The organism is Nostoc sp. C057, from assembly GCF_013393925.1.
Taxonomy (GTDB): domain Bacteria; phylum Cyanobacteriota; class Cyanobacteriia; order Cyanobacteriales; family Nostocaceae; genus Nostoc; species Nostoc muscorum_A.
The window spans coordinates 18,586-37,421 of record NZ_CP040282.1 but is presented as its reverse complement, the minus strand read 5'-3'; the positions used below and the strand labels follow the sequence as shown (position 1 = coordinate 37,421).

The following is an 18,836-nucleotide window of genomic DNA, read 5'->3' as shown; positions in this document are numbered from 1 at the left end:
AATCCTTTAATAGCAAGGGTTTTGGCGTTTTTTAATTTAGCCTATTTTTTCATCAAGATCCTTGCCCAGCAAGGGTTTCAGAAATCCCGTGCGTTCGCCCTGCTGCTTGAACGAGATGGCGATCGCTCTTGGATCAAACCCTTGGTTTTGATACAGGTCGAGGGTATCGAAGATGGGTTTGATAAAATGATTTTGTTTAGCGGCGAAACCAAGAGTGAAGCCCACGCCACAACCAAACTAAAAATTGAAAAAATCTGTACAAAATACCTAAAGGCGTTTTTGGTTGAGAAAGACATTGAATCTTAAAATTGCAATCTGGCACTACTGGAGTATTTAATCCCATTGTCTGATACAGTTTGTGGGCATTACGATAAGCATCCAGTGCATCTAATTTTCGATTGACCATTTCTAACGCTCGACCTAAATTAAACCAGGCATTTGCTTTTCCTCGAATATCGCCTATATCTCTTTTGATTTGCAAAGACTGCTGAAAAAACTCAATCGCTAGTTGGTATTGCCCCAGATCAGTGTAAGAATTACCCAAATTATTTAAACAAGCACTTTCCCATAGACGATCACCAATTTCTCTAGCTATCTCTAACGACTGCTGGTGGAACTCAATCGCTAGTTGGTATGCTCCCAGTTTATAGTAGGCATTACCCAAATCATTTAAGAAAGTATGTTCGCTTTTCGGATTATTTATCTTCTTAACTATCTTCAAAGACTGCTGTAAGAATTCAATCGCTCGTTGACACTGCCCCAACTTGTAGTAAATATTACCCAAATTGCCTAAAGTATTAGCTTCCCCACTGCGATCGCCTATTTCCCTTTTTATCTCTAAGGACTGATGGTAGAACTCAATTGCCTGTTGGTGATAACCTATACACTCAAAAGCATTGCCTAAATTGTTTAAGGAATTACCTTCTCCTTGACGATCACCAATTTCTCTGGCTATCTCCAAAGACTGCTTCTGTAATTCAATTGCTCGTTGATACTGCCCCAGAAAGCTACAAGTATTGCCCAAACCGCGTAATGCTCTAGCCTCTTCGCTGCGATCGCCAATCTCTCTAGTTATCTCCAAAGACTGCTGCTGAAATTCCATTGCACTTTGGTACTTCGCCAACAATCTATGAGCAATACCCAAATTGTTTAAGGATTGACCTTCCAACTGACGATCACCAATTTTCCTAGCGATGGCTAAAGACTGCTGGTGGAACTCAATCGCCTGCTGGTACTCTCCCAAAGACTTGTAAGCATTACCTAATGAAGTGAGAGAAGCCCCATATTTCCAATTTTCTTTATCTCCAATTTCTGCCCAATTACTGACCAACTGCCCATATAATTCTACTTTGTCTATGTAATAACCCCGCAAGCTTAAAAAATCATTGCAAACCCAAAGCGCATCAAAGGCAGAGTTATAATCTTGTAATTCATAACAGTGATGAAAGATTTCCAAGTATTCTTGAACATCATCTTTTGTTGTCCAAGGTGTTTGTTTCGCAATTGAGCGATAGTAATCAATAGCTCGTTGATGTGCTTCCGTCTGTTCGCCTGCTTTGTAACGCACATATTCTAAAATCACTGGCTGAAATTCAAAACGTCTCTTGCCATTCAGCTTTTCTTCCAATAAAGAACGCTTCGCCAGATTCCGTAATTCTTCTTCAATCTCTGGTTCTAAATTTCCTGGCAACACAGCTACTGCTGCGGCACTGTCAAACACACCACGATAAACACTAATATTCTGCAATAACGCTTTTTGTAACTCATTCAAACGATTAAAACTGGTATCCAACACCAAAACGATCCCGACATTTTCCCTACGATGCACACCTTTCACTTTGGGATCTGTTAACAACTGCCGCAAATTCCCTAAACCCAAGCCTGCTAATCTTTTTAAATCGGGATCTTTGGCATATTCTTGTTTTAATAAGTCGGCGACTAATCTCAACAGTAGAGGATGTCCATCTACTAATTCGACAAACTCTGCTAAATCTCCGCGAATGCCTAATGCAGTTAACAAGGCTACTCCTTCCTTTACTTTTAAACCCCTCAAAAGTAGCCACTCAAAGCCTTTTAATTCTGGTCTTTCTCTGGTAGTGACTAACACTTTACTATTACCACCAAATTCCACCCATGCTTGGAAAAAGTCTCCGTAAAATAGGCTTCCCCATTGCCTATTACGTTGTAATACGCTTTCTAGGTTGTCAATGATGAGTAAAAATTGCTCAGAGCGCAAGCACTTAACTAAGGCTTCCACTAACTGCGTTTCTTGTTCTGGAACTCGGAAGCCAAATTCGGTTAATACTTGTCTGGCTAAGTCGGTAAAACTTGCGCCATTACTGACGTTAGCCCAAAATCGTTTGGGAAAACCTGCAATTTGATTATAAATCTTCGCCGCCAGCATGGATTTACCTATGCCACCGATGCCTTCTATGCCGATTAAGAAGGTGTTTTCATCAGTCAACAATTGCTGTATTTGGGTAATTTCTGATTCTCTTCCTTGCCAGTAAGCCAAGCTCTTACCGGGATTTCCAGCTTTAACTACCCCTGGTGATTCTGGTTGATGAATTTCTTGAAGCCGTTCTAATATTGGTTCTATTCGGTCAACAATATTTTTGACTTCTGTTGGTATCTGCTGATTAAAATCGATATTAATATTGTAGACATCACCGCCAATCTGCCCAGCAATCACCTTGTCAGCATTAACAAAGCCTCCAGCAAATTGGGCATTGCGTAAGTCATTGTTGTTGGCTTCCTTTGGGTCTTGGGAGTCCGGCATGACGTTGGGGTTAGTGGGTTGAGAGTGATTGTTATAAATGCTTATTACCTATTTTTCCGTCAACAGTGTTTGTATCCCCTTTGCCAGATGTAAATTACATTTATAATGAATTGAACGCTATTTTAAGTTAATTTTTTTCATCCTTGCCTAAAGTTTTGCTAATGTATTTTAGCTTTTATAAATTCTAAATCTTTGTCGATTGCTAACCATAAAACAATATTGTCAAGAATCTTAGCTATAGCAATACCAAATTCGAGTAAAAAGACAGCTTCTGAAAGTCGTCCTTTCTTAGCTATTTTCGTTCCTTCAAACCACAAATCATTAACTAATGAAAGTGCCTCTTGATGAGTACTACAAGAATTGACAACTGCTTCAGGTTTCAATTTTTTCAGTTTCTCGATCATATTTGCAGTAATATCAGTAGAAGTATTTTCGTTATCCGGTTCTGGCGGCTCAAAATAAGAATCTGCTTCCTTAGTTAATTTTTGATTATGCTCATGTCCTTGTGTATAATTTCTTGTAGCTTGTAACTGTTGTTCAATTGCATCTAGCTTTTTACCAAGCTCCTTGAGTATGCGTTCTTCTTCCTGAAGCTGTTGTTCATATTGAAACTTGCGGGATGGATCTGTCTCAATTACCCATGCGTTTCTTATACTAGCTACTTTCTGGCTTTGGATTGTGTAAGTTTTTTCTAGTACATCTCTTTGGGATTGCGATCGCTGCTGTTGATTTGGTGATGGGGCTGGACTATCTGATGCCTCCTGCTGCTTTTCAAGGTAAATATTGTAGATATCTCCACCAATTTTTTCAGCATTTACAGACTCAGCATTAATTAAACCACCACCAAACTGAGAGTTAGGTAAGTCGTTATTGATGACTTGATTTAATTCTTCTGAGTCTGACATAGTTCAGTTTAGGCAGTTTTAAGCGTTATCATTGTCAATATAATCACCAATACCTTGTACGTCAACAGGTGCAAAATCTGGCTCAATCCCGCCTAAACTCCATTTGGGCGAAGTGGTCTTGCAGCAGTTTGTGGATGAAGCGGTAGCGACCGCCGACACGCTGGAGTAACATACGCTCGGTACAGTAGTCGAGGAAGCGGGAGTAGTTCCAGGGAATGTAGCCGTTGAAGTACAGAACGAGACGTAAAGAGAAGTGTTGAATGCAAAATAATCCACCAGTAGCTTGCCAGCGAAATATACCGAGTAGTAAGCCAAAAATTAGGAACAATTCAGTTATAGTGGTAGTTTTCCAAATTCTATTAATCCAAAAAAGAATCATAAAGCTGAGGCAAGTAAAAACAGCAACTAATCCAGAAATTCTTATTGATTGCTTAACGCTTTGATTGAAGACTGTTTTATTTTCTATATCTGGTTTCTCAAATATCCCCGAACCTGAAATCAATAGATTAACTATGATAAAAACAGAAACGAAAATCAATCCACCGATTACGGTTTGCTGAAAAGCAGAAATTAAAAAGCAACAAATTAAAACTCCTTGCCCTAAATTAATTAGCAATATGTTGAATACTTTTTTAAATGACCAATGTACATATCCTATCGGTGAAATAGGTTCATCAATATTAAATCTAAAACTATCTCTTAATAAAACTGACGAATAATCTAATACTCTTTGTCTAACTTTGCCTAAATTGTAAGTGTTGCTGTTGTATTTAGTAAAAATAAAATTAGAGAAAGATGAAGAGATTAGATTAAAAGTAACTATAAAAGCAAAAAATAATCCTAACGCTATACCCTTAAAAAAGCCAAAACTTATACTTCCAAATACAAAACCAATCACCCCTGAAGTTAGCCAAATATTTAGCATAAATATGATGCGACATACCCATTTTTGGATATCTTTATTTAAGCAAGTAGGCTGAATACTCTCTGAAAGAAACTCTGTTTGTGCTTCTCTGTCTAATTGTTGAGCTAACCAAGTAAGCCATAATTTAGTTTGTTGAGTTGTAGGGAATTTCTGATTAGTATATACCTTGCTATCAATATCCCATGCTAGCATCCGGCGGATATACGATATTAGTAAATATTGAAGATTGAAAGAATCGATGGATTGCATTTTATCCCAGGCTTCGGCAGTCATGCTATTCCAACGTTCCTCCGTCATATTTTCCCATGAATTTATAAATATCTCTTGGTAAGCTAAGACAACAATACTTAGCAACAGAGGAATCTTAATTAATTCTAATAAATCTGGTTGTTTGCTAATTAAAACGTGTAAATCTGCATGATTAACCTCAACAAGATACGTGTAAATTTGATTGGTAGTTAGAGGCTGTAAGCATACAGTCCCATTAAGTTTAAGGCGAGTTTTATAGCTAGTATACTCTTCGGTGCGGCTACACACTACTATAAACTGAGGGCGACATTCTCCCTGTAGCAATTTATTAATTGCTCTAATGCAAGGTTCTTGCCATACTGGCCCAAGCTCATCTAAACCATCAAGCAATAGTAGTAATTTTTGGCTGTCTATCCACTCTTTACCAAGTTTTGCTGAAACACCATATTTAGATTTAAGTTCTGCCACTAACCAATCAGCTATAGATTGTCGGTCATCTTTCCAAGAAGACAAGTTGAATAAAACAGGAACGAAGTAATCAGGTTGTTCTTCTGCACGGATAACTAAAGCTTGAGCCAGTTCTAATTGTGTAGTCGTCTTACCTGCCCCTGGCGCACCTAAAATTAATAGTTTACCTGCAATTTCCTGGGAGTCAAAAACTGATAAAATTGTTGTGGTATCTGGGAGAAGAACAGCAGGCTTTAAGCCAATTTTTATCTCAGCATCCCAAGGGCGTTTTACCTGTTGCGGTTGTGATTCTTTCCCTAGATTAATCAGCACGGCATTGTGTAGAGATTGCCTTAACCGTAAGGTCACTTCTTCCTTAACTGCGGCAAGTAGTATGCGCTCGTTCTTTGGTCGAGCAGGGTTGCCTACTGGTGTTGTCTGCTGCCCAAAGAAAATATTCCAGATGTCTCCGCCGATTCTCCCTGCATTAACATTCTCAGCATTGATAAACCCACCACCAAACTGGGCATTGCGTAAGTCATTGTTGTTGACTTGGTTTTGGTCTTGGGAGTCCGGCATGGGTCAGCTTGAGATGTCTTCAGTGTTATTGTTTTGAATGTTACCACCAATTTGCTGTGCATCAACGTTAATAGCATCCACTATGCCACCTGCAAACTGCGAGTTTGGTTGGTAGTAAATGGAAAGTTTATCACCAGTCTGAGCTAGTAACTTATTTTGCAGGTTTATTGTGGAGAATAGCTGATTGATTACTTTATCCTGATCTTCCAGTCTTGCTTGGTACTGTGCTTCTAATGCTTTAACCGCAAATTCATACCCCTGCATGAAGTCGTTGTGGATTTTAGCTTTGTCTGCATTAGGGGCAACAGCTACTCTAACTAAAATAACGCCATCGCCTTTCTTCTCAATGCTTTGGACATCCAATTGTGCGCCTTGGTTCTCAACTTCTAATTTTTTGAAGGAGTAGGCGAAAGCGTCCCAGTCGATACCGTTACGGAAAAACAGATCAACTGTCTCGAAAGTTTTTTGAAATACATCATTAAACTCGCCTGTTTTAAAATATCCACTATGCGGTCTTCTTTCTTGATGAGCTAATTCAAGGTAGACGTAATCGCATTGAACATCTTTAAAATTCGTCTCAGGACTAATCCCCCAATTTTTAATACAAGCTCCAGTTAGACTTGCTTCAGCAAAGTCTGTGGCTAATGATTGCACTTCGGATAAATTTGCATTTTCAAGATGAGCTTTATGTAACAAAGTTCTACTGATATCTGCTCCGCTTAAATTAGCATTACTTAAATCTACACTTATTAAATTAAGGTTACTAAGGTTGGTATAACTATAATCCTTTCCTTTGCCATTTCGACTGGCGCACAATTCTATAACTTTAGAATCAATAGAAAATTTGGACTCAGATATATTTGCACCTTGCCAATCAACATAAAATAATTGTGCATCTGAAAAATCAGTTTTTTTCAAAACTGCATCAGTAAACTTTGCATTAGTTAAATTTGTTTTATTGAAGTAAGTTCCACTTAATGAGCTTCTCAAACTTTTAAAAAAGTTTATTGAAACAAAACCAAAAATTACAAACCAAATTACAGAGTTTATACCTAATGCAAAAACGTTAATTTGAGTATAACTGTTATCAATGATGGCTTTTTGCCAACTCCGTGCAAAATCAGCACTATCAACAATTAAGAATATGAACAATATTGTATTTTTTATAGCAAAGTTTATAATTTGTTTAGAAGTCTGTCCTCCTATAGCTTTTTCAAAATTAGCTTTTACTAAGGTTGCCGAAGTAAAATCACAACCTTGAATATTACAGCCGCTAAAGTCTGCTCCTGTAAGGTCTTGACCTTTGAAGGAGCGATTTCTTAAATCCTGTTTAGCAAAATTAAGGTTAACCACTTGCATTATTTTTTAGGAAAGGAATCGCCTCTTACTGTTTTTTTTTAATAAAAAAATAGTAAACAGTAGAGCATCAGCTAACGCTGCTACTCACCTACAAACCAACAAACTACTCCGCATCCTGCCACCCGTCGATTGATGCCAGCAGTATATTCACTACAGGATGGTCGATTAGTTCTTTAAAAGCTTCCGTTCCCCCAGCCTTCAATGCACCAATAACCCGTGCTTTCAATGTTGGGTTACTCTCAATCTCATCCACTGCCTTAGCCACAACTGTCATTTTCTCCGATGTCGTTGCAGTGGGGTATGTCTGGCTCAGTTGGTTGAGAAGCTGCTCAATCTCTGCTGCGGCTTGGGCAAGGTTCTGCTTTTGCTCAGGGTTGTAGTTGGTGATGTTGCCGCCGATTTGTCCTGCGGTTACTGTGTCTGCATTGACTAGACCACCACCGAATTGAGCGCCTTGTAAGTTGAAGTGAGATTCTTTTTTAGGACTTTGTGACATAGTATCTCCTTGATTACTGTAAGTTTGAGCATAAAATTTAGGGCTTTGCAGTGCCGTAACCACCATAGTCTCTAAGCTACGAATTCTGCTGTCTTTTTCTGAGATGAGTGCTTGTAATTCCTGTTGTGCTAATGTTTTAAGTTGATTATAAATTTCAAAATATTCTGCGCTCAGTTCCGATTTATCAGTCATAGCTGCGGTTTTGGCACGAAGCAAAAATTTATCTTCGCCTCGTACTTCCATTCCTACAATTCGTAAGTCAGCTTCTGGATGATTCTCAGCTAACTGCTTGAAGGAAATTGCGATCGCTCTTGGATCAACACCTTGGCTATGGTAAAGGTCGAGGGTGTCGAAGATTGGCTTGATAAAATCTCCAAACTCACCCGGAGCAAACACTTCGTGCCTGTTATCTGGTTTACGGTGCGGGTCGGGGTTGTCTGTAGTGGGCAGGCGCATATAAACGTACTCACAGCAAACTCCATCAAATTTTGTATTAGTGGTAATGTTCCAATCTTCGATGTATGCACCTGTGAGAGTTGCGCCTGTAAAGTCAGTACCATTTAGTTGGGTTTGTACTAGCTTGGCTCTGGATAAATCTGCTTCTTGTAGGTTAGCATGGCTCAATTCTGTACCGATGAAGCTGGCATCTGTTAGGTTTGCTCCTTTGAGGTTAACTCCACGTAAGTCTTGACGGTCAAAAATTTTTTCCTGTCCCTGACCTGTAACTAGCACTTCACGCAGTTGTTCATACTTGAGATAAGTTATACCAGGACGGATGTCATTAATTTTTCTAGCTTTGTGCCAACAGGTATCAATGAGTATTGAGCTTCGCAGATCAGTACTTTTGAGCAGAGCTTGACAAAATTTAGCTTTGGTTAGGTTAGCATTGCGAAAGCTTGTGCCTCTTGTAGTTGCAAAGGTAGTTGCAAATGAACTAATCCATGAATCTTCTTGAGATTTTTTAAAAGCAGACCAGCCAATATAAGAGCTGAATACAGCAATGGCTCCAGCAACATACCCAGGAATATTTCCATTTATTACAAAAGACCCAGCTTGAGCTACAGTGGTTGCGGCGATAAAAGATGCGGCAATAGCAACAATGACAGCAATAAACCCTCCAATAAATTCAGCAACAGACATTGCTAAGGCAACAGCAAAGGCTTTAGCAAAAGCTCCGATTGCGGTAACAGATGCGGTAATAACCCCAACACCTATAACAGCACCAAAACCTGTTTTAGTAGTAACTCCAATAATAGCCCCTATAATAATTCCAGATGCTAGTCCTGCTCCTAAACCTAGTAATAAGCCTTTGCGTATAACCGTAAAGAAAAAGATGGTAACTACTATTAATGAAGTTAGTCCAGCACTGAAATTTTCAGCATTTTTACGATCAAGTATAAGTGTTATAAAATAAGCACTATATCCTGAAAAAATACCTGAAATTGCTAACAATAAACATGAGGTTATAAGCAATCCAACTATCCATCGATGCTGCAAACCAGCTTGAGCATGGTTAAAGTTTGCACTTGTTAGCTCTGCACCAGTAAAATCTGCTCCTCGGATATCTGCGCCGCTAAAGTTTGCCCCAGCAAGGTTTTGACCTTTGAATGAACGACCTCTGAGATTCTGGCGAGAGAAGTCTTGGGACATGGCTAGCCTTAAAAAAGCGAGGGGTTATATTACATACAGCTTCAGTATGGGCTTTTACGGACTGTAACACAAGATTTCTGTTGAAGTTTATGTGTTCAGCAATCGCCTACAAGCAGAATATTGAGTCGGCTTTTGCTGTTGTTGCGCGATCGCGCCATCGCAGTTTTGGCTAAATGCAGAGATTGGGCTTACAGTCGGGCGGTTCTGGGACAAAGTTGGCAAAAACAATGAGTCCTTAAAATTCCTTTAAGGTTTCCTGTAAGGTTTTTTAACCTCTTGTCAGTAGTGTAAGAGTTATAGTATTCCAACTTACCTTGTCAACTCTGAACTTGTGTATAGGTAATTTTGGCAGTTTTTACGAGAAATCTTGTCAACTCTGCTTTTAACAAAGGTATTGAACCCTCAAATAAAATCTAAAGTTACCATGAACAAACAATCGTTTAACTACAAATACCCAATTATTCCTCTATTAGGTGCAATAATAGTTACCAACGGATTTTTCTCCAAAGTATCGGCGCAAAATATTTCTGCTCCAGAGACTACTGATTCTGTTGCTGTCAGCGTCAAAAACCAAGAGTTTCCACAGTGGGGATATTACATGGTGCGAAGAGATTTTCGCAAATGTGCTTCTCCAGTATGCGGTGGGTATTTTATAAAGCAAGTCAACTTGGAATCTACTCCTTGCTTAGATGGTGTTTTTCGCTCCGAATGTTATGTGTCTGCAATTGATTGGAGTTCGATGAAAGTCTCGCTTGACGAACTAATAAAAATTCAAAATGATGATGGTAGTCGTGTGATTCTCAGAGGTAACATCGTTCCAGTAACATTTCCTGGACTTGGTGAGTTTGGGAATTTGAGAGTAAAAGAAGCCTTCTATGCTGCGACAAATACCCAGGCAAAAGGTACTTTTGTGGCACTAAAAGACAATGGCATTCGTTGCATCACAACTCCTTGCTTCTCCACAGATAATCTGGTTCTAAATAAACCTAAGACTGCTCAAGTTTCGTCAATCGATTTGAGTCAAACCGGTGCAACACAAAAACAACTTGACGCAGCAACTAGCGAAATTTTTGGTCAAGGTTTGATTGCTGTAGGTAAAACTGAGGTAGTAGAAAACGTAGATCCAACCAAGAGAGATACTAAGTTTGTGGCTACACAATTTTATCTGAGAGTGGCACCGAACTAAAGGTTGCCCCCGTAAAGTAGTGGTCTGGCAACCCAACTTTGCGTGGTGGCAGGTTGGGGAGGGAGAAATTTTCTCCCCCTGCTCGACCTATACCGCTCTCATTGGGTTGGTGAACTACTAGCCAAATGCGTGCTATATCTTTACCAACGCGATAATTTACAGAAACAGAGAAACTGTATAAACCAATGTTCAAGGGGAGATTAGAAGCCTTTAGCGATGGTGTAATCGCTATCATCATCACCATCATGGTGCTGGAATTGAAAGTGCCTCATGGGGGCGATATAGGCGCACTCCGTCCATTATTGCCAATATTCTTGAGCTATATCTTAAGTTTCGTCAATGTTGGAATCTACTGGAACAACCACCATCACCTGCTACAGGTAGCCAAGCAAGTGAACGGGCGAACTCTCTGGGCGAATTTGCATTTGTTGTTTTGGTTATCCCTCATTCCCTTTGCTACTGCTTGGATGGGCGAAAACCACTTTACGGCTTTGCCTGTTGCTTTTTATGGTGTGGTTCTGTTGATGGCGGCGATCGCATACTTTATTCTGAGTCGTACCTTAATTTCTCATCACGGTAGAGATTCAATGCTGGCCAAGGCTGTTGGTCGAGATTTTAAGGGCAAAATATCAGTGTTGATTTATGCGGCGGCAATTCCCCTTGCTTTTGTAAAACCGTGGTTTGGCTGTGCATTGTATGTTTTAGTCGCGATTATGTGGCTTATCCCTGATCGCCGGATTGAAAGGACGCTTAAACCTTAGAGAGAAAAAAATACTACCAAACCAGTTTAAGGTTTGATAGTATTTTTAATCAAATATTCCGCCAGAAATTCTTACTGATAGATTTCAAACTAACTGTTTGTATTTCAATATGAAGCACTTCAGTTTTCTGCCCAACAGCGACAGCTTGAGGTGGTAGCAATGAATTTAACAATAGTTTTTCCCTTCAAAAATATGATAGTTGTAGCGATCACCCTAGGGCGGGCGCATCATGTCAATAAGTAAAGTATATTCCCAATAGAGTTAAAAATAATGGCAGATCAGAATTTTCTATTTAGCTGCTGAGTTTGTTGAGAAATCAGCCAAGTCATCAAGAAGTTCAAGAGTTAATAATCATCATTCGTTTTTCCCGAATGATTCACTCGTAGTTAGGGCTTCAGCCCTGGTTTTATGCAACTTAAATGCCGATTAGCTTATGCAGCAATTAAGGGAAATACCTTCTTGAAGTTTTGGCTAAATGCAGAGATTCAGCGTACAGTAAAGCGGTCTTGAGAGAATGTGACAGTATCCAATGTGCGCGAGACTCCCGCTTTTTCAGCGATTACAAAGCATCCGTGCGATGTATGGATTCAATCAACTCCTCAACTTCTTCTTCGTCCAAACATTGTTTCACTTGGGTGGTGAACCACTCAAATTCTTCCGGTTCTGTGTCCGTGACTCGGTAAACCAATAATGTTCCGGCAACACGGGTAAGAGTAAGAGGTGATGGAGAAACGTGGCTCAGTAGATCGCACGCATTCTGGTATATTTCCATGACTGATAATTCGGACAAAGGAGATCCTAACTGAGCAGAAAGCTGTTTTAGATTCTCCTGAATAGATGAATGGAAGTCTGGATCTTCGGCTTGGGAAAGAGGGTTACTCATAATTGTCCTTCAAATGCCATTGGATTAGAACAGAAAGCAATGGACTTGGAAACTCAGCAACGAGACGATTAGACGATTACGTACATCATACCCCCACTTGGAAGCTGCGCCATTCCATCACCTTTGCCTGGGTGACTCTAACTCAGGGTAGTTCAACCTACTCATCACGCCATGCAATGGGATTCCACTGTTCTTGTAATGCACTAATTAAAATGGCATTCGGGACTATTTTGTATGGCGTTAACGTGCCAGAAAAGATTGACTCAACCAATATCCAATTGTCGCAAATATAATTATTGATGTTACAGGTATAAACCATACTCCTAAATTGGGATTTTCTGTAGTCGCTAGATGGAATATTTGCCATTCAATGTAAACAAATATCCAAACCATCTCGCTTTTTAACCAATCCAACATTGAACAAGCAATTTGATACTGCTTTAAAGCGTTTTCTTCAGTAATTACAACTGGATAATTAAATGTATTGGGATAACGACTAATAAATGTCAAAAGTCCATAAATTGCTAAACCGATGATTGGTAACAACCACAGAACTTTTTTGCTCCCCCAACCATTAGCTTGTCCATCAAATCCAAAGTGGACAGGTATAGTATCCGGTAATCTTGACCAAGCATAAATAGCGATGCCGAATAATCCTACAAGTCCTACCAGTGCGCTCAAGTTTAGCATCTGTGCCGAATCGAATCCAGGAATTACAATATCAGGTCTAGCATAAATAATCCCAAATAAATTTGGCTTAATCGAGAAGAGTTTGGGCTTACCGTTTAAGTTTACGACGAAAGCGGAAATTTATTTCATACCGCAAATATTCGTGAAGATTGTAATGGATTCCCTAGTAAATACTGGTCATCGGTGAGGCGGGTGATTTCCTCAAATTTACCTTCCATCTGTTTGGGAACTTTTTCGCCTGCTGGTTTAGCCATACAAATCATCAGCAATTGCCACTTTCAATACATTGAATTTTAGACCTGTCCGGCTGTTAATACTAAATCTGCGGTCAAATTCAGCGCAGGGAAAATCACTGATTGAATTGTTTCCGTCCCCTGAAACACAGATTCTTCATATAATCCATCTACCAAAGTCAGCAAAGTAATTCGGGATTTTCCAGGGTCAACAATCCAGTATTCCGGGATACCCCGTGCTGCATATTCAGACCGCTTATAGCGGTAGTCTCTATCCTCATTTACCTTTCCTGGGGACACAACTTCAACTACCATTGCTGGCGAAGGCATATCTGGAGTGATTGTAGCCCGTCCGAGAGCCATCGCTTCTAATAACTCCTGCGTTAAGATCATCAAGTCAGGCAGTCGCACACGAGTCCGGTTGCCTATGACCACAAGTTCTGTATCTTTATGACGGATGAGTTGAATCGGAACAAACTTGAGAAATTGTGACAGTAGATAAAGAGAGATTAAGTTATTTCTATCGCTTTCTGGTGGCATTTCAACCAACTCTCCATCCACAAGTTCGTACTTGGTATCTGTGCCATCATCATAGGCAAGGTACTCTTCAAGGGTAAGTTTCTTGACTGCTATGGTCATAAACCCTTTTTTGACTCTCTAAACTTACATTTTACTGATTTTTGGATATTTCAATACTGGCATATTCTAGAACTCTCCTAAACTCCCAGCGCCACACCGCCTCTACCAGTATTTCTTTGCCGTTGGTGAATTATAATGAATTCTTGCCCAAAAGCGAGAAAACACATCAGCAACGAGGCGATTGCATACATCATACCCCACTTGGAGGCTGCGGCATTCCACCGTTCATTAGCAATTCTTCCTTTCGTTGCTGATAATAGTTTCAGAGGTAATTATTCAAGAGGTCTGAATTGTGGTCTTTGCTCAAAGCAGTCCCCCAGAAGTAATAACAAGTCGCCTTACTTTAGACGAGTATCGGGCTATGGAAGAAACAAACCCAGAACGCCATGAATACCGCAACGGAGAGATTATTACTATGTCGGGAGGGTCGGAATCTCATAGTGCAATCGCTAGCAACTTTTTAATTTACTTAGGATTTTTACTGAGAGACACCGATTTTCGCTTGTATAATAGCGACTTGCGAGTTTGGATTCCTGAATATCAGTGTGGTACTTATACCGATTTGATGGTTGTTAATGGCGAACCAGAGTTCAATGGCAATCGCAATGATGAGATTCTGAATCCAATGCTTATTGTCGAAGTTTTATCGCCCTCGACTGAAGCTTATGACCGAGGGGACAAGTTCAGAAAATATCGCTCGATTGCCAGCTTTTGTGAATATCTGCTTGTCAGCCAAACTGAACCATACATTGAGCAGTATCATAATTTGGATCGGAACAGTAACGATCGCTGGCTATGGCAAGTTCACTCTCACCTTGAGCGGACGATTATACTGCACAGTTTAAACGTAGAAATTCCCTTGACTGAAATCTATCGTCGCATTAATTTTTAAGGCTGCTTAACTCTCTTGGAACTGATTAGTGAGACTCATTACCAAAAGAAGCACTTCCAAGGAAGCTAGAAAAAGCAACTAACATCCAACCGAAACAAATATGTTTTTGGGTTCGCCAATCGTATCTGTCTTCTACTGTAGGGATTGTTTTAGCTTCAACAATTTCTAATCCCCAGTAGCCTAATGCACTGATGCCAAACAACATAGCGCTGACGATGGACAATTTAGCAATGACTTTGAAAATGCAATTGCTTAACGTAGGCTGTGTCTGAAAAGATTGCCTGTGACGATGATGAATAGCGAGTTCACTTGGAGCTACAACCAAAACACGTCTTGGTTTTTGTTGAGTGAGTTGAGAGACAACTTGTTTATTATCAGTCATGGGTCAAACCAAAGCCTGTTGGTTGTAACTAGATTAGTTTCAGTAACTATATTGTAAACTTTCGTTAGGCGGATGTGGTTAAATTTACATAAATCTTCTATATTTAGAAAAGATATTCTAATAGTTAAGCGATGTCATACGAAAAAACCCAGAGGATAAACAAGCAATTAAGCTGAAAGTCAGTTAGAAATATCCCCCAGTGCGGTATAGGCTGGAGGATACACTTAATCAATCCGCATTGCTGTAGTAAATTGGCTGCAATACTTTCCGACAAGCTAATTTACAAATGTCGCCAGAAGTTCTTGCTGATAGTCTTGAGACTGACTACCTTGGGTTCTGTTGCCGCTTCTGGAGTATAACCACCAGCCACAGCAGCAGCAAGTGGTGCAGGTGTCGCTAACAGAGAATTGAGTAATTCTTGTTGATAGTCTATATCTGCTACTGTGCGGTAAACTCTGTGATAATTTATCTGCATCCCCAAAGGTGTTGGGACAATTTTCAGATATTCATTAAGAGCAGATATGTATGTATCACCAAAATTCTGGAGAGCAACAGATGGACGGATAATATTCAACAATTGAATAGCTCGTCTAATGTCTGCAATACTGCGGCTAGCATCAATCTCTGGCTGACTTTCACGGTAGCCCTTGCCTTTTTTTTCTGCTACGAGATTATGAAATTTAGTAATGGCTCTTTGATGATTGCCTAATGTGTGGATTTTAGTCTGTGCATGATAACCGACTCTGCCCCACTGCACTGTCAAGTTACCATCTTCGACAATGGCCGCCCAGAATTTATTGCTGTTTCGGATAGCATCAACAAAAACTAAATAGATTTCCATGTTTTTTACCCTGTCAATTCACAGCTTGACGGGCATTGCCCCATCGAATTTGATGCTGTAAAGCTTCAAGTAATGTTTCCGCTTCCAGAGTTGTTAGTCCATTTAAAACAGAGCAGACATCCTCAAACAAGTTTTTATACAATGGATATGAAACTAATAAGCCCAGATTAGACAATGCATCCTCAAGTGCCTCAGCAACAGTATGCTTAGTAGAACTGTCTTTTTCTAACGTAAAAATGTAAGTTGCTAATGCCATTCGGAGCATAAGCTTAGTTTCTCTGTCCAACTTCTCTAAATACACACCATATTTATCAACCAGTTGGTCAATAGTTGGAGTTTGACCATAATATGTAACTAAGTCTGTTATCATGTTTCTTCGCCTTATTAACTATGTTAATTGGTTGCTCTCAATTACTAAAAAAAAGAGTGATTGCCCCCATAGAATCAGGAGACAATCGCTTTCTCATCAGTTCATATTCCGAAACTTAGCAGCACGCAAAGATTGAGTTTGCGCTGCAACCACAGGACTACTAGCTCGTCGTGCGGTGGATGCCCACACCTGCATTCTTTCAACCGCCGCCGCATCCTGAATTGCAAGTGGGGTAATGGTTTGACGACAGGTTTCGAGGTCAGTAAGTGTTACCTGCTGCGGTCTACCCTCATCGAATGCCAGCAGAGCAGCTTCAGATGCTAGCGTTTCCAATTCAGCACCGGAAAATTTCGCGGTGTTGGCAGCGATCGCTTCCAAATACTCCGATTCCAGATGAATGCCAAAGCGTTGTAGATGAATCGCCAGAATCTGTACACGCTCCGGTTCTGTAGGAAGATCAACAAAGAAAGATTCGTCAAATCTTCCTTTCCTCTTAAATTCACTTGGTAGTGCTGATGGGTCATTGCAGGTTGCAACTATGAACACCCCAGCAGTGCATTCAGCCATGAACGTAAGCAAAGTACCCAAGATGCGTTGAGAAACACCGCTTGTATCGCCCTGACCTGACAGTGCTTTTTCTACTTCATCTACAAACAAGACACAAGGTGCGATCGCCTCGGCAGTTTTCAAAGCACGTCTGACATTCCCCTCAGACTCACCTACCAGACTGCCCAAAAGGGACGCAATATCGAGTTGCAGAAGTGGTAGATTGAGTATGCTAGCGATGTTTTTGGCGCAGTGAGATTTCCCAGTACCTGGAGGCCCTGCCAGTAGCACACCTTTTGGTTGGGGTAAGCTAAGACTTCGCGCCTCTTGTGTGAATAGCCGCCGCCGCCTCATCAGCCACTCGCGCAGTAGATCCAAACCGCCGAATGCGATTGTCGCAGGTTTACCCAACTCGATACCCATTTGAGACAGTAGCCGAGTTTTATATTCGACGGCTTTGGGGATGAAATCAGCATCAACTACGACACCATCATTAGTTAAGTTTTCTTTGACTGTTAACCGAAGGAAGTCGCTAATCTCCTCCAGGGTTAAACCCAGTGCAGCACGAGAAAGAGTTTCAAATTCAGCATTTTCAAGCGTAACAGTAAAGGTTAATTCTTGCTCTCTAGCAGACTGTTGTAAGTCATGCAAATAAGAATTGATATGAAGTAGTATTTGGTCAATACTAGGTAAAGGAACTTCACAATAAGGAATCAATCTGACTAGAGATTCGTGTAATTGTATGTTCTGACCCAACAAGACAATGCGTTTATCTGTGGGTTTTAACCTGTGGTAAAGGTTTTTAATCTTGCTTAAAATTTCCCAACTCAATTGGGGTGAATTCTTAGCAATAAAGGGGTGAATATCTCCGAGGATAAATACACCATTCCCACTAAAGTTAGCAATGTAATCAAACACATATAACAATGGATCAGCCTGTGGTGGTTTCTTATACTCTGCAACGGGCTTAAACACCAGTCCACCATCTGCTGCGATTAAACATTGCTCTAAGGTTGATACCCCCAGATTCCAGAAGAACACTGGACTTGAGAGCTTATTGTTAGCTTCAGTAGTCAGCCACTGAATAATCGTCGCTTCATCAGGAGACAGGATATCAACCGCAGCAATGGGTATTTGTGAATCGAGTGTGGAGAGAAGATTTGAGAGTTTCATGTCAATTATTTAAATATTTCACTTATGAAATGGCGAAGCCTTTATGATCAGCAGTTACCAGTCTTAACTCGGCTGGTAACTGATGACTGATTACTGACGCAAACGTGTTTGATTACTGTTCGTAGTCCGAAGTTGTTGGGTTTGCGCTTCATCTTTAAAGGTGCGATCGCTCTCGCTCACAACTCCCAAAGCGGATTCAAATGGTTGCGTAGCTGATAAACAACTCAAACCCTCAAATCCCTCCGCTTCTACTCGAACTTCACCTGTAGCATTGTCGAAATGAATCAGTATTGAACGTTCCATGCTTATCTCCGTGCAAATTGTTTAACTTCTTGATGTCCAGCAAAAGTCAGCCGTAGAGTTTGCACACTCCCTTTAGTTTCTTCAGCGATCACACATTCACCAAACTGCTCTTGTAACTCAGCAGCCTTAGTACGAATCAAATGCTTACCATAAGCCAACATCAGCTTGTTACTAAAGAAGTCTTGCCCTAACTTCGGAACTGTTTCGTAACTGTCGTGTATCACATCGTACACGCCGCTTGATTGATTCCATTTGAAACCGATGTCTGCACGGGCTTTTATGGTGCGACCAGATACGATAATTTCAGCACTTTGTCCTTGTGAACCGCCATAGTATCCTTTTAGTGGCTGTGCTGTTTCGTAAACTTGCGGATTCAGTTTCAAATCTTGTAAAGCTTGTACTAGACATTCGCGGTTAGTAAGCTTGGTTGGGAGCAATGCGATTTTGTGAGATTGGCTAAAAAAGGTGCGATCACTAATCATCTCTTACGTACTAGCTAAATATTTAATACAACAGCAGTAGTAATATTCCTTAGAAGATGCAACCTG

Annotated in this window: 19 protein-coding genes; 3 read left to right on the top strand and 16 right to left on the bottom strand. The window is 40.3% G+C overall.

What is annotated here, in order from left to right; translation table 11 throughout:
* Positions 1–36: 36 nt before the first annotated feature.
* The 6 genes from FD724_RS31765 to FD724_RS31740 all read right to left on the bottom strand — a co-directional run bounded on the left by FD724_RS31765 (position 37) and on the right by FD724_RS31740 (position 9,389).
* A complete protein-coding gene (locus tag FD724_RS31765) occupies positions 37–225 on the bottom strand; it encodes a hypothetical protein (RefSeq protein WP_179075727.1) in 189 nt (62 codons plus the stop codon).
* Positions 197–2,779, bottom strand: a complete 2,583-nt coding sequence (locus tag FD724_RS31760) for a tetratricopeptide repeat protein (protein ID WP_179075726.1) — start codon at positions 2,777–2,779, stop codon at positions 197–199. The genes FD724_RS31765 and FD724_RS31760 overlap by 29 nt, the downstream gene beginning before the upstream one ends.
* A 158-nt stretch (positions 2,780–2,937) precedes the next feature.
* Positions 2,938–3,684: a hypothetical protein gene (locus FD724_RS31755; protein WP_094329332.1), complete on the bottom strand. Its 747-nt coding sequence runs from the start codon at positions 3,682–3,684 to the stop codon at positions 2,938–2,940.
* A gap of 82 nt (positions 3,685–3,766) precedes the next feature.
* On the bottom strand, positions 3,767–5,884 hold the full coding sequence (locus FD724_RS31750; protein ID WP_179075725.1) for an NACHT domain-containing NTPase: 2,118 nt from the start codon (positions 5,882–5,884) through the stop codon (positions 3,767–3,769).
* 3 nt (positions 5,885–5,887) lie between these two features.
* Complete coding sequence (locus FD724_RS31745; protein ID WP_256874637.1) at positions 5,888–7,237, bottom strand: pentapeptide repeat-containing protein; 1,350 nt, start codon at positions 7,235–7,237, stop codon at positions 5,888–5,890.
* Between the two features lie 109 nt (positions 7,238–7,346).
* Positions 7,347–9,389: a pentapeptide repeat-containing protein gene (locus FD724_RS31740; protein ID WP_179075724.1), complete on the bottom strand. Its 2,043-nt coding sequence runs from the start codon at positions 9,387–9,389 to the stop codon at positions 7,347–7,349.
* A 424-nt stretch (positions 9,390–9,813) separates the two neighbouring features.
* Here FD724_RS31740 and FD724_RS31735 point away from each other — a divergent pair, with 424 nt between their 5' ends.
* Both FD724_RS31735 and FD724_RS31730 read left to right on the top strand, forming a co-directional pair.
* The gene (locus tag FD724_RS31735; protein WP_179075723.1) at positions 9,814–10,575 is read left to right on the top strand and encodes a DUF6748 domain-containing protein; all 762 of its coding nucleotides are present in this window, start codon (positions 9,814–9,816) and stop codon (positions 10,573–10,575) included.
* A gap of 185 nt (positions 10,576–10,760) precedes the next feature.
* Positions 10,761–11,336, top strand: a complete 576-nt coding sequence (locus FD724_RS31730) for a TMEM175 family protein (protein ID WP_179075722.1) — start codon at positions 10,761–10,763, stop codon at positions 11,334–11,336.
* 559 nt (positions 11,337–11,895) lie between these two features.
* Here the strand turns inward: FD724_RS31730 and FD724_RS31725 are convergent.
* From FD724_RS31725 to FD724_RS31715, 4 genes are all read right to left on the bottom strand, one after another.
* Positions 11,896–12,219, bottom strand: a complete 324-nt coding sequence (locus tag FD724_RS31725; RefSeq protein WP_179075721.1) for a hypothetical protein — start codon at positions 12,217–12,219, stop codon at positions 11,896–11,898.
* Between the two features lie 240 nt (positions 12,220–12,459).
* Positions 12,460–12,909 carry a DUF1648 domain-containing protein gene (locus FD724_RS31720; RefSeq protein WP_179075720.1) on the bottom strand — a complete coding sequence of 150 codons (450 nt, stop codon included), beginning with the start codon at positions 12,907–12,909 and terminating at the stop codon, positions 12,460–12,462.
* 125 nt (positions 12,910–13,034) lie between these two features.
* Entirely contained in the window at positions 13,035–13,163 is a 129-nt protein-coding gene (locus FD724_RS41215) for a hypothetical protein (RefSeq protein WP_256874636.1), read from the bottom strand.
* Positions 13,164–13,202: 39 nt separating this feature from the next.
* Positions 13,203–13,781, bottom strand: a complete 579-nt coding sequence (locus FD724_RS31715) for a Uma2 family endonuclease (RefSeq protein ID WP_179075719.1) — start codon at positions 13,779–13,781, stop codon at positions 13,203–13,205.
* A gap of 292 nt (positions 13,782–14,073) precedes the next feature.
* Here FD724_RS31715 and FD724_RS31710 point away from each other — a divergent pair, with 292 nt between their 5' ends.
* Positions 14,074–14,673 carry a Uma2 family endonuclease gene (locus tag FD724_RS31710; RefSeq protein ID WP_179075718.1) on the top strand — a complete coding sequence of 200 codons (600 nt, stop codon included), beginning with the start codon at positions 14,074–14,076 and terminating at the stop codon, positions 14,671–14,673.
* Positions 14,674–14,698: 25 nt separating this feature from the next.
* Here the strand turns inward: FD724_RS31710 and FD724_RS31705 are convergent, their stop codons facing one another.
* The 6 genes from FD724_RS31705 to FD724_RS31680 all read right to left on the bottom strand — a co-directional run bounded on the left by FD724_RS31705 (position 14,699) and on the right by FD724_RS31680 (position 18,770).
* Positions 14,699–15,055, bottom strand: coding sequence for a hypothetical protein (locus FD724_RS31705; RefSeq protein ID WP_179075717.1), 357 nt, complete (start codon positions 15,053–15,055; stop codon positions 14,699–14,701).
* A gap of 280 nt (positions 15,056–15,335) precedes the next feature.
* Positions 15,336–15,896, bottom strand: a complete 561-nt coding sequence (locus FD724_RS31700) for a WGR domain-containing protein (protein ID WP_179075716.1) — start codon at positions 15,894–15,896, stop codon at positions 15,336–15,338.
* Positions 15,897–15,909: 13 nt separating this feature from the next.
* The gene (locus tag FD724_RS31695) at positions 15,910–16,266 is read right to left on the bottom strand and encodes a hypothetical protein (RefSeq protein ID WP_179075715.1); all 357 of its coding nucleotides are present in this window, start codon (positions 16,264–16,266) and stop codon (positions 15,910–15,912) included.
* Between the two features lie 96 nt (positions 16,267–16,362).
* Positions 16,363–17,985, bottom strand: coding sequence for an AAA family ATPase (locus tag FD724_RS31690; protein WP_179075714.1), 1,623 nt, complete (start codon positions 17,983–17,985; stop codon positions 16,363–16,365).
* A gap of 90 nt (positions 17,986–18,075) precedes the next feature.
* Positions 18,076–18,288 carry a DUF2997 domain-containing protein gene (locus tag FD724_RS31685; RefSeq protein ID WP_179075713.1) on the bottom strand — a complete coding sequence of 71 codons (213 nt, stop codon included), beginning with the start codon at positions 18,286–18,288 and terminating at the stop codon, positions 18,076–18,078.
* A 2-nt stretch (positions 18,289–18,290) separates the two neighbouring features.
* Positions 18,291–18,770 (bottom strand): DUF1257 domain-containing protein, encoded by a 480-nt coding sequence (locus FD724_RS31680; protein WP_179075712.1) that lies wholly within the window; start codon positions 18,768–18,770, stop codon positions 18,291–18,293.
* Between the last annotated feature and the right edge of the window lie 66 nt (positions 18,771–18,836).

Excerpts from the sequence above, each read along its gene's own strand:
- FD724_RS31760 (WP_179075726.1), bottom strand. The coding sequence starts at position 2,779 with ATGCCGGACTCCCAAGACCCAAAGGAAGCCAACAACAATGACTTACGC.
- FD724_RS31755 (WP_094329332.1), bottom strand. The coding sequence starts at position 3,684 with ATGTCAGACTCAGAAGAATTAAATCAAGTCATCAATAACGACTTACCT.
- FD724_RS31750 (WP_179075725.1), bottom strand. The coding sequence starts at position 5,884 with ATGCCGGACTCCCAAGACCAAAACCAAGTCAACAACAATGACTTACGC.
- FD724_RS31740 (WP_179075724.1), bottom strand. The coding sequence starts at position 9,389 with ATGTCCCAAGACTTCTCTCGCCAGAATCTCAGAGGTCGTTCATTCAAA.
- FD724_RS31735 (WP_179075723.1), top strand. The coding sequence starts at position 9,814 with ATGAACAAACAATCGTTTAACTACAAATACCCAATTATTCCTCTATTA.
- FD724_RS31730 (WP_179075722.1), top strand. The coding sequence starts at position 10,761 with ATGTTCAAGGGGAGATTAGAAGCCTTTAGCGATGGTGTAATCGCTATC.
- FD724_RS31725 (WP_179075721.1), bottom strand. The coding sequence starts at position 12,219 with ATGAGTAACCCTCTTTCCCAAGCCGAAGATCCAGACTTCCATTCATCT.
- FD724_RS31720 (WP_179075720.1), bottom strand. The coding sequence starts at position 12,909 with ATGCTAAACTTGAGCGCACTGGTAGGACTTGTAGGATTATTCGGCATC.
- FD724_RS41215 (WP_256874636.1), bottom strand. The coding sequence starts at position 13,163 with ATGGCTAAACCAGCAGGCGAAAAAGTTCCCAAACAGATGGAAGGTAAA.
- FD724_RS31715 (WP_179075719.1), bottom strand. The coding sequence starts at position 13,781 with ATGACCATAGCAGTCAAGAAACTTACCCTTGAAGAGTACCTTGCCTAT.
- FD724_RS31705 (WP_179075717.1), bottom strand. The coding sequence starts at position 15,055 with ATGACTGATAATAAACAAGTTGTCTCTCAACTCACTCAACAAAAACCA.
- FD724_RS31700 (WP_179075716.1), bottom strand. The coding sequence starts at position 15,896 with ATGGAAATCTATTTAGTTTTTGTTGATGCTATCCGAAACAGCAATAAA.
- FD724_RS31695 (WP_179075715.1), bottom strand. The coding sequence starts at position 16,266 with ATGATAACAGACTTAGTTACATATTATGGTCAAACTCCAACTATTGAC.
- FD724_RS31690 (WP_179075714.1), bottom strand. The coding sequence starts at position 17,985 with ATGAAACTCTCAAATCTTCTCTCCACACTCGATTCACAAATACCCATT.
- FD724_RS31685 (WP_179075713.1), bottom strand. The coding sequence starts at position 18,288 with ATGGAACGTTCAATACTGATTCATTTCGACAATGCTACAGGTGAAGTT.
- FD724_RS31680 (WP_179075712.1), bottom strand. The coding sequence starts at position 18,770 with ATGATTAGTGATCGCACCTTTTTTAGCCAATCTCACAAAATCGCATTG.